This is a genomic window from Streptomyces sp. P17, assembly GCF_032436805.1.
Classification (GTDB): domain Bacteria; phylum Actinomycetota; class Actinomycetes; order Streptomycetales; family Streptomycetaceae; genus Streptomyces.
On record NZ_JAVRBF010000517.1, the window covers coordinates 1 to 328 of the forward strand.

1 protein-coding gene is annotated in these 328 nt (G+C 55.2%); it reads left to right on the forward strand.

The window, feature by feature from the left end:
• Nucleotides 1-46 precede the first annotated feature (46 nt).
• A partial coding sequence (locus RMT89_RS41940) for a hypothetical protein (protein ID WP_315889007.1) occupies nucleotides 47-328 on the forward strand: 282 nt, incomplete at its 3' end.

Sequence of the window (328 nt, forward strand, 5' to 3'; positions counted from 1 at the left end):
CCAGACGGTTCCTCCCGGTGGTATTCCTGGCAGTATCGAACAGGTTATGAACATGCCACAGGGCGGTGCTCCTGTTGCTGCTCCTGTAACGACTGATCCAGATGCTGGTCGTCAGATGCTTGGTGCTGCTGCCGCTACTACTCGGCCCGGTGCTGTTCCTCCGGGTGCTGGTTTGCCGGGTCGTGTTATGGCTCCGTTCGATACTGCGAATATGCAGCTTGCTGACCAGAGCTTTAACAATGCTGCTGCTGTCGATGACATCTTGCGTAATCCTGCACCGGAAGGTGCACCAAAGGATGTAGCAGGAATGGCAAAGAGTTTGCGTGAT